Here is a 9,616-nt window from a genome sequence, read left to right on the forward strand (position 1 = left end):
CCCCCGGCCGCGTCGAGGACTTCCACTCCTTCGGAACACTCGCATCGGCCTTACCCGACCGCGAATCCCCCTTCCCCGAAACAGACTTCGTCTCACTCAACGCCGTATTCGGCGGCGTCCACACCTTCGGATGCGGCCGACGCTCCGCCAACGCCTCGGCGGACGGAGCAGCCAACAACGACATCACCACAGCCAGAAGCGTCAACAACCCCACGCCCCGCGACCGGCCCATCAGCCAGCGCCAGAGTGGGGAGCGCGCGTACCAAGCCCCCACGAACAAGCTCCCATATCGGTTCAGAACGCAGCACAAATGACGCCCCGACGATCGTCGGCACGTCAGATGCGGACAGCACACGGAGAGGTGCGCTGAGCGACATGAAATCTAGAGCTCGGTTAGCGCACGCCACTATGGGCGATCAAGGATTTTTGCCAGGGTTTTGCATGAGTAATCCACTAAAAAGGGCAATGCATGACAACCCATCAGCCAAGGGGACATCTACCCGGCTCGGCAGCCAAATCGTAGCCCCGGTGGCGCATCGCACACTCCCATCCCAGTTGAAGATCGCCACCAACTACCGCCACATCAAGCACAGTTGGAAATTCAGCCGTGGTAAATTCCAGAATGCGAGACAATTGTCATGGGCACCTAAATCGACCCACCCTCGCGGCGCCGAACATCATGAGTTCTCCATACAGGGTATGGATCCACCTTTCGTGGCATAGCGATCGGACGCGGGCGTCCCACCCTTAGGGTCGGAAATCGCCCAATTCGGAACCCCTCATTTCGCCGTACGAACGACCATTAATCGGGCAAGGCAGGTCAAGTCGAGGTATCGGCTTGACCCTCATATCACCGACACTGCATCGTTCCTGACCGAACGCCTGCGTGAAAGAGGCAGGCCTGTGGGAGGGAACCCCGGATCTCCATGTCCGCCGCAACATCTTCGAGTGGCCTTCCCCGGTCACGCAGAACCAACGGCAGGGGCCTGCTCGGCCGCGCCGCGATAGCCGTGACGACGGCCATCGGTCTCACGGTGCTGTCGTCGCCCGTCACCATGGCCGCCACAGCGACGCCGACCCCGACCCCGTCCGGGAGCACCGCCCCGGCCCAGGCCGACCAGAAGCCGGCCGACAGCGCGACGGGCAAGGCGATCCACGATGCGCTCGCGAAGGCGAAGGCCACCGGGAAGCCCGTCACCATCGACGCGCTGACCACCGAGAGCAGTGAGAGCGTCGCCAGCCCCGACGGGCACACCGTCACGGCGAACACCCACGCCCAGGACGTGCGCACCAAGCGCGACGGCGGCTGGAAGAACCTCGACACCACCCTGCGGACCGGCTCGGACGGCACCCTCGCCCCGGCGGTCACCTCCCAGGGCCTGACCCTCTCCGGCGGCGGCACCGGCCCGCTGGCCACCATCACCACTGCGGACGGCAAGAAGCTGTCGGTCAGCGCGCCGTTCGCGCTGCCCAAGCCGACCCTGGACGGCGCCACGGCGACCTACGCCTCGGTCCTGCCGGACGTGGACCTCCAGGTCAGCGCCCTGCCCGACGGTGGTTGGCGCGACGTGATCGTGGTCAAGACCGCCGCGGCCGCGGCCGACCCGCGTCTGAGGACCCTGCACTTCCCGGTGAAGGCCGCGGGCCTCAAGGTCGCCAACGACCAGGCCGGAAACGTCTCGATCACCGACGAGAACGGCAAGGAGCGGATGCACGCTCCCACCCCGTTCCAGTGGGACTCCGCGGAGGTCGCCCCGCCGGCCCCGCAGCTGAAGTCGGCCAAGGCCGCGCCGAAGTCGCTGTTCGCCGCCCCCGGCGCCGTCGAGCGCAGGTCCGCGACTGAGAAGTCCACGGCCAAGGACCCGGGTGACGGCGCGACCGTCTCCACCATGGCGATCAAGGCCACCGAGACCGGCATCGACCTGACGCCGGACCAGGCGACCTTCGGCAAGGGCGCCGGCCCCTGGTACCTCGACCCGACGGTCAGCGCCAACGCGACCCGCCAGGTGAACGCCCAGGTGCAGGAGAACCACAAGGACACCGCCAACGTCAACACCCTCAGCAGCCTGGGCATCGGCTACTGCGGCTACTCCGACTGCACCGGTTACGGTCGCTACCGGTCGTACTACCAGCTCGGCATCCCGTCGGTGCTCTTCTCCGACAGCTCCCGCGGTACCGCCACCATCTCCAGCGCGACCATGTACGTGCCGGTGAACAGCGCGGCCGCCCCGGGCACCAACTCGCCGATCAACCTGTACGACACCCCGCAGTTCTCCGGTACCACCACCTGGAACAACCAGCCCTGCGGCACCGGCAACATGAACGGCTGCAACAAGGTCGGCACGTACTGGATCACCGGCACCGGCACCATGAACTACGACGTGACGTGGTGGATGCAGCACGCCGCGGACAACAGGTGGAACAACTGGACCGTCGGTTTCGCCCCGGACAACGAGGGCGAGAAGCTCTACCGCCACCACCTGGGCGCCGACCCCAACATCGCGATCAACTACGACGTCACGCCCACCATCTGGTACCCGCGTACCACCCCCACCCCCGGCTACAACGCCGACCCGGTGATGGGTGACACGCACAACGACTGCCAGACCCCGGGCGGAGCCGCCTGGTACCAGCCGGGCTGGGTGGGTGCCAACCAGAACATCTACCTGCACACCAGCAGCTGGTCCCCGATCGGCACGGGCCTCGACACCACGTTCCGGATGTGGGACGACAACGACTCCAACGCCGGCCAGACCCCGCACACCGGTCCGATCGGCAGCTACAACGGCGACGCGGCGGTGTCGGTCGGCGGGCTCGCCGACGGCCACCGCTACGGCTGGACCGCCAACGTCAGCGACGGGTGGCTCACCTCCGGCGAGACCCCGTGGTGCTACTTCCGCGTCGACAAGACCGCGCCGGCCGTCACCATCAGCTCCACCGACTTCCCGGCCAGCGGCACCCTGAACGTCGTGCCGAAGAAGAAGGTCCGCGAGTCCGGCACCTTCACCGTCACCGCGACCGACCCGGCACCGGCCAACGGCCTGGCCGCCTCCGGTGTCGCCTGCACCCGCTGGACCACCGACCCGACCCCGGTCACCGGTTGGTCCTGCAACGACGCCGGGGTCATCAAGGGCAGCACCGGCACCTTCAACTTCACGCCCACCACCTGGGGTACGAACATCCTGTTCGCCCAGTCCATGGACGTGGCCGGCAACTACAGCCAGCCGTTCCCCTACACGTTCTACGCCCCCTGGGACCCGGTGACCGGCGCTGCCGTCCCCGGCGACCTCAGCGGTGACGGCCGGGCCGACCTGCTCCAGGCCGACGGCGCCGGCAACCTGCGCGTGATGCCGGCCGACACCGACCCGACCATCGCCCAGGCCGCCCCGCTCGGCCTCTCCCCGCTGAACGGCACCGTCCCGGTCGGCTGGCAGAACGTCCAGACCACCCACCGCGGCGCGCTGCGCTCGATGGGCGTCGACGACGCCTTCGCGTGGACCAACGCGACCGCCGAGATGGCGAAGAACCTCTACCTGTACCAGAACAAGGGCGACGGCACCTTCAAGGACGCCGGCGTCCTGACCAAGCCCACCACCTGGGCCGACCCGGTCACCGGCGCCACCCTCCCGTCCGCGCCGGCCGGTTGGACCGGCGACTGGTCGAAGACCACCCAGATCCTGGCGCTCGGAGCCCTCAAGGCACCGGTCAGCTCCTCCGACAGCATCGCCAGCAAGAACCAGACCTCCCTGCTCGCCGTCGAGAACGGAAACCTCTGGCTCTACCGCGCGGACACCACCAACAGCCTGGACGCCGCGGCCGTCAAGGTCTCCGGCACCGGCAACTGGGCCAACTTCGACCTGATCAACCCCGGCACTGCCAGCGGCACCGCTCAGCCCACCCTCTGGTCCCGCGACCGTGCCGACGGCACCCTCCGCGCCTACGACATCAAGGTCAAGACCGACGGCTCGGGCACGCTCGATCTGAGCGCCCTCGCCGACCCCAAGGGTGCGGCCGCCCGTACCATCGGCACCTACACCGTCGCCAAGTACCCACAGATCGGCGCGGCCGACGCCACCAAGGACGGCATCGCCGACCTCTGGGCGATCGACACCAACAAGCACCTGCAGTTCTGGACCGGCAAGACCAGTGGCGGCACCACCGCCACCCCGGTCTCCTCCTTCGACACCAACTCCAGCGATCAGGGCGACACCCGCGCGCCCGTGGACCGCATCGCTCTGTCCACCAGCTCCGGCGGAATCACCCAGGACGCCTACGGCAAGACCCCCGGCACGGTGAAGGGCGGCGTCACCTTCGGCGCCGACACCGTCAACGGCAAGGCCACCAACGTCGCCAAGTTCAACGGCACCGACGGCGAGATCGACTTCAACAACCTGAAGGTCGACACCACCAAGTCCTTCTCGATCTCCCTCTGGACCAAGGCCGACCAGCTCACCGATGGTGTGGTGATCAGCCAGGACAACACCCAGGACAGCGGTTTCATGGTGTGGCCCGCCACCCTCGGTGACGGCTACGTCAACTGGCACCTGGGCATGTCGGTCGAGGACAGCGGCGCCTGGCCGTACGACACGACCAACCTGCGCAATGCCGCGGCCCGCGTCCGCGTCGGTGAGTGGACCGAGCTGACGATCAGCTACAACAGCGTCACCAACCAGACGACCCTGTTCGTCAACGGCGCTCTCGCGTCCACCGGCTACCACTCGACCAAGCTCGCCCCGGCCGGCTCGATCGTGCTCGGCCGGTACAAGTACCAGAGCAGGGCCAACAACTTCTACAGCGGCAGCATCGCCGACGTCGTGATCAACGACTACGCGATCAACCCGGGCAGCCTGACGGGGCCGATCGTCTCCGACGCCGCCAAGGCGAAGTGCATCGACGACAACAACAACAGCACCACCAACGGCACCGTCATCCAGGTCTGGGACTGCGTCGGCGTTGCCGCCCAGCAGTGGACCGCCCAGCAGGACGGCACCGTCCAGATCAACGGCAAGTGCATGGAGGCCACGGCCGCCGGCACCGCAGCCGGCACCAAGATCGAGCTGTGGGACTGCAACGGCGGCGCCCACCAGAAGTGGCACATTCGCCCGGACGGATCGCTTCTGAACCCCAACTCCAACCGCTGCCTCGACATCCCCAACGTCAACGTCGCCAACGGGAACCAGCTCCAGCTCTGGGACTGCAACGGCACCAACGCCCAGCGCTGGCTCACCCGCCCGCTCGGCTGACCTGACGCACCGGTCTGTCCGGGCCCCTATGTGGGCCTCCCGCAGGTAGCCGGCGGCCGGCCCTCGGACACAGCTCGAACGTGTCCGAGGGCCGGCCTCTGTCTGTCCTCCGGCCCGGCGGACGCCCTAGCAGAGGTTTCCGTCCGCAGCCGGGCCGGACCGACCGCTCAGTCCACGGCCCTACTCCTCGTTCGCCGTCCCTCAGACCAGCCGGCGGGCCGCCGCCCAGCGGGTCAGTTCGTGGCGGTTGCTGAGCTGGAGCTTGCGCAGGACCGCCGAGACGTGGCTCTCCACCGTCTTCACCGAGATGAAGAGCTGCTTGGCGATCTCCTTGTACGCGTACCCGCGGGCGATCAGCCGCAGCACCTCGCGCTCGCGCTGGGTGAGGCGGTCGAGGTCCTCGTCGACCGGCGGGGTGTCGGTGGCGGCGAAGGCGTCGAGGACGAAGCCGGCCAGCCGGGGCGAGAAGACCGCGTCGCCGTCGGCGATCCGGAAGATCGCGTTGACCAGGTCGGTGCCGGTGATGGTCTTGGTGACGTACCCGCGGGCGCCGCCGCGGATCACGCCGATCACGTCGTCGGCGGCGTCGGAGACCGACAGCGCCAGGAACCGCACCCCGCCCGCGTCCCCCATCAGCGGCGCCGAGCGCCGCAGCACCTCGACCCCGCCGCCGCCCGGCAGGTGGACGTCGAGCAGGACCACGTCCGGCCGGGTCTCGGCGACGACCTGGACGGCCGACTCGACGTCGTCGGCCTCGCCGACCACGTCGATGCCGGTGAGCTCGGTACGCCCGATCTCGGCCCGCACCCCGGTGCGGAACATCCGGTGGTCGTCCACCAGCACCACCCGGGCGGTCCGCTCCGGTCCGGCTGCCACGGCCTCGGCCTCAGACATCTGCTCTCTCCATCTCCAGCTCGACCTCGGTGCCGCCGTCCGGCGCCGGGCGCACCTTGGCGGTGCCCCCGTTGCGCCTCATCCGGCCGATGATCGACTCCCGTACGCCCATCCGGTCCTCGGGCACGGTGTCGGGGTCGAAGCCGGGGCCGTGGTCGCGGACGAACACGGACACCGTCCGCCCCTCGACTTCCGCGTACACCTGGACCGGTCCCCCGCCACCGTACTTGGCCGCGTTGACCATCGCTTCCCTCGCGGCCTGCATCTGCGCGGAGATCTTCTCATCCATCGCGCAGTCGCCGACGCAGACCAGCTCGACCGGTACGCCGTGGCGGTCCTCGACCTCGGCGACGACCTGGCGGATCCGCTCGGCCAGGGTGTCGGGGGCGTCCTCGGCGGCGGCCTCCGGACGGTAGAGCCACAGCCGCAGTTCGCGTTCCTGGGCGCGGGCGAGCCGCAGCACCTCCTTGGCGTCCTCGGCGTTGCGCTGGATCAGGGTGAGGGTGTGCAGCACGGAGTCGTGCACGTGCGCGGCGATCTCGGCACGCTCCTGGGCCCGGATCCGGGCGGTGCGCTCGGCGCCGAGGTCCTGCCACAGCCGCAGCGCGTACGGGCCGACCAGCACCAGGACGCCGGCCAGGACGGCGAGCGAGGCCTCGATCACCGAACCCAGGGTGGAGCTGCTGTCCTGGAGGACCAGGAAGGCGATGATGCCGGCCACCACCAGCAGCACACCGCCGACCACCCGGGTGTAGGCGCCGCGTCGCCGGGTGGCCTCCTCCAGCCCGAACCAGCGCTGCCAGCGCGAGTCGTCGGCCTGCCGCCAGACCAGCGCCACGCCGACGCCGACGATCAGCAGCGGCCAGACGTACGGCTTGGCGGTCTGGATGTGCAGGGCGCTGAGCAGCGCCATGATGCCGACCACCAGCAGCAGCAGCGCGAACAGCTGGCCGACGCCGCCGCGGCCGGTGGCGCCGTTGTCGGCCGTCGCGCCCGGCGCCGCCGCCTCACCGGGGCCGCCGACGGCGGGCTCGCCGTGGAAGGTGCGCTGGAGCAGGTCGCGCAGCCGCCCCGGACCGGGCCGGCGGCCCTTGGTCAACTCGGCGCTGTCGCCCGGCTCGTCGGCGCCGACCCGGACGAAGCCGCCGTCCCGGTAGATCCAGCGGGTGGCGCTGCCGGGGGCGGGTTCGCCGATGCCGATCGGCACCACGAACCAGAACGCGGCGTACAGCAGCACCCCGATGCCCTGCGCGAAGAACAGCAGGACGAAGGCGACCCGGACCCAGGTGACCGGCAGGCCGAGGTGGACCGCGAGGCCGTGCGCCACGCCGCCGAGCATCCGCCCGTGCGGGCTGCGGTACAGCCGGCGGTAGGGCGGCGGCGCGGCGCCGGCCGCGGCCGGGTCGGCGCCCGTCGTCGACCGGTCGTCGGGAACGGCGGACGGGGTCGCGGGGGGCTGGGGTTCGGTGCCGGGGGCTGCCACGCCACGAATGGTCACATGTACGCGGGTGCGGGCGCATCAGGGTAGGGCCCTGAGTGCCGTATCAGGGGGAGTTCAGGGTCGGGCCCGGGCCGTCCGGGCTTGGGCCGGGGAGGCGGAGCCAGCAGGATGGTGGCCATGACGGACGAGCAGAGCACGGGGGCGGCCGACGCCCCGCCGGAGGGCGCGCCGCGGCCCCCGTTGACCCGCAGTGACCGGCACCGGGTGGTGGCCGGGGTGTGCGGCGGGCTCGGCCGGCATCTGGACATCGACCCGGTGGTGTTCCGGGTGGTGGTCGCGGTGCTCTGCCTGACCGGCGGACTCGGGCTGTTCCTGTACGGCCTGGCCTGGCTGATCGTGCCGCGCGAGGCGGACGCCGACGGGAGCGGGCGCACCGAGTTGCAGCGGGTGCTGACCGGGCGGGTCGACGGGCAGTCGGTCGGTGCGGTGCTGCTGACGGTGATCGGCATCGGGGTGTTCTTCTCCTCGATGGGCGACGGCGACCAGCTCTTCCCGCTGATGCTGCTCGGCGGCCTGGTGTTCCTCGCGGTCCGCTACGACCCGGAGCGCCGTCGCCGGGCGAGGGGCCGGGGCCGGGCGGACCGGCCCGGCGGCCCGTACGACCGGTCGTACGACGGACCGGAGGACCGGCCGGACGACCCGGACGGGCAGCTCGGCGCGGCGGGGTGGCGGGGGCGCTTCGGCGAGAACTTCGGGGCCGAGGACTTCAAGGCGCAGTGGGCCGAGCGCCGCGGCCTGATGCAGGAGCACTGGCGGGCGGCCCGGGAGGAGCACGCCCGCGCCAGGGCGGCCGGGACGGTGCCCGCCGACACCCCGCCGCCGGGGCCGAGCGGCTACCTGTGGGACCCGCGCCATCCGGAGCGCAATCCGTACGGGCAGGGCCCGGGCCGGGGCGGCCCGCCGGGCGCCGCCGCGCGGCCCTGGTGGCAGCGGGCGGACCTGCCGGAGGGTGATCCGCTGCGCAAGGCACCGGCGGACCGGCCCTCGGCCGGGGCGCCCGCGGTGCGCGACCGGCGGCCGCGGTCCTTCCTCGGGCCGCTGGGCCTGGTGGCGGCGGTCGGGGTGGGCGGCGCGGTGTGGGCGGCCGGGCAGGACCACGGCGACGGGGCGCGGGTGTCGGCGGTCCTGGCGGCGGCGCTGCTGGTGCTCGGGCTGACCATGCTGGTGGGCGCGAAGTTCGGCCGGGCCAAGGGGCTGGTGGTGCCGGCGCTGCTGCTGACGGTGGCGCTGGCCGGGGTCGGGGCCACCGACGCCCGGGTGCGGACGTCCTTCGGGGACCGGGAGTGGGCGCCGGCGTCGGCGGCCGAGCTGCAGCCGCAGTACACCCTCGGGGCGGGCGACGCCGGCCTGGACCTGCGCGGCCTGGACCCGGCCGGGGCGACGCTGGAGAGTTCGGTCCGGGTCGGCGCGGGCCACCTGACGGTGCTGCTGCCGCCGGACGTCGACGTCCGGCTGCGGGTGAGCAATCTGATCGGCGACGTCCGGCTGCCGGACGACGAGCACCTGTCGGGCGGGGACAACGGCCGGGAGCTCGAGCTGCACCCGGTCGGCGGTCGGGCCTCGAAGGGCACGCTGGATTTGAAACTGGTCCTGGGTGTGGGTGACATGAAGGTGGTCCAGGGATGAGGAAGCACCGGCTCGATCCGTTCTCACTGATCTCGGGGGCGCTGTTCACCGTGGTCGCGGTGGTCTACCTGGTGTCCTCGCTGAACAACGACGCGGTGGACGGGCGGATCGTCGTCCCGGTGACCTTCATCGTGCTCGGGGTTGCGGGGCTGGTCGGCGCGGTGGCGGCGATGGCGCGGCGCGGGCGGCCGCAGCGGCCGCCGGTGGCGCCGCCACCGCCGGACCCGGAGCGGTGAACGCGAGCGGGGACGGGCGGCCGGTCGGCCCCGGCGCGGGCGCGGGCCGAGATCCCCGGCGACGCCCTCGACCGCTCGCGCGGTGACGGCGATCTGTGGCTGCAGATCGGCGCCGA

Annotated in this window: 5 protein-coding genes; 3 read left to right on the forward strand and 2 right to left on the reverse strand. The window is 71.1% G+C overall.

From position 1 onward, the window contains the following. Positions 1-1,055 precede the first annotated feature (1,055 nt). Positions 1,056-5,243 carry a ricin-type beta-trefoil lectin domain protein gene (locus AB0D08_RS04630; RefSeq protein ID WP_359886194.1) on the forward strand — a complete coding sequence of 1,396 codons (4,188 nt, stop codon included), beginning with the start codon at positions 1,056-1,058 and terminating at the stop codon, positions 5,241-5,243. A gap of 201 nt (positions 5,244-5,444) precedes the next feature. On the opposite strand, the gene AB0D08_RS04635 is transcribed toward AB0D08_RS04630, so the two are convergent. Then, a complete protein-coding gene (locus AB0D08_RS04635) occupies positions 5,445-6,137 on the reverse strand; it encodes a response regulator transcription factor (protein WP_033821322.1) in 693 nt (230 codons plus the stop codon). Next, entirely contained in the window at positions 6,130-7,500 is a 1,371-nt protein-coding gene (locus AB0D08_RS04640) for an ATP-binding protein (protein ID WP_233289093.1), read from the reverse strand. The genes AB0D08_RS04635 and AB0D08_RS04640 overlap by 8 nt, the downstream gene beginning before the upstream one ends. A 255-nt stretch (positions 7,501-7,755) precedes the next feature. Here AB0D08_RS04640 and AB0D08_RS04645 point away from each other — a divergent pair, with 255 nt between their 5' ends. Then, entirely contained in the window at positions 7,756-9,264 is a 1,509-nt protein-coding gene (locus AB0D08_RS04645) for a PspC domain-containing protein (protein WP_035980770.1), read from the forward strand. Further along, positions 9,261-9,500 (forward strand): hypothetical protein, encoded by a 240-nt coding sequence (locus tag AB0D08_RS04650; RefSeq protein WP_359886195.1) that lies wholly within the window; start codon positions 9,261-9,263, stop codon positions 9,498-9,500. Before AB0D08_RS04645 ends, AB0D08_RS04650 begins: the two co-directional genes overlap by 4 nt. Positions 9,501-9,616: the final 116 nt, after the last annotated feature.

It is taken from the genome of Kitasatospora sp. NPDC048540 (assembly GCF_040651175.1).
In the GTDB taxonomy this organism is placed as follows: domain Bacteria; phylum Actinomycetota; class Actinomycetes; order Streptomycetales; family Streptomycetaceae; genus Kitasatospora.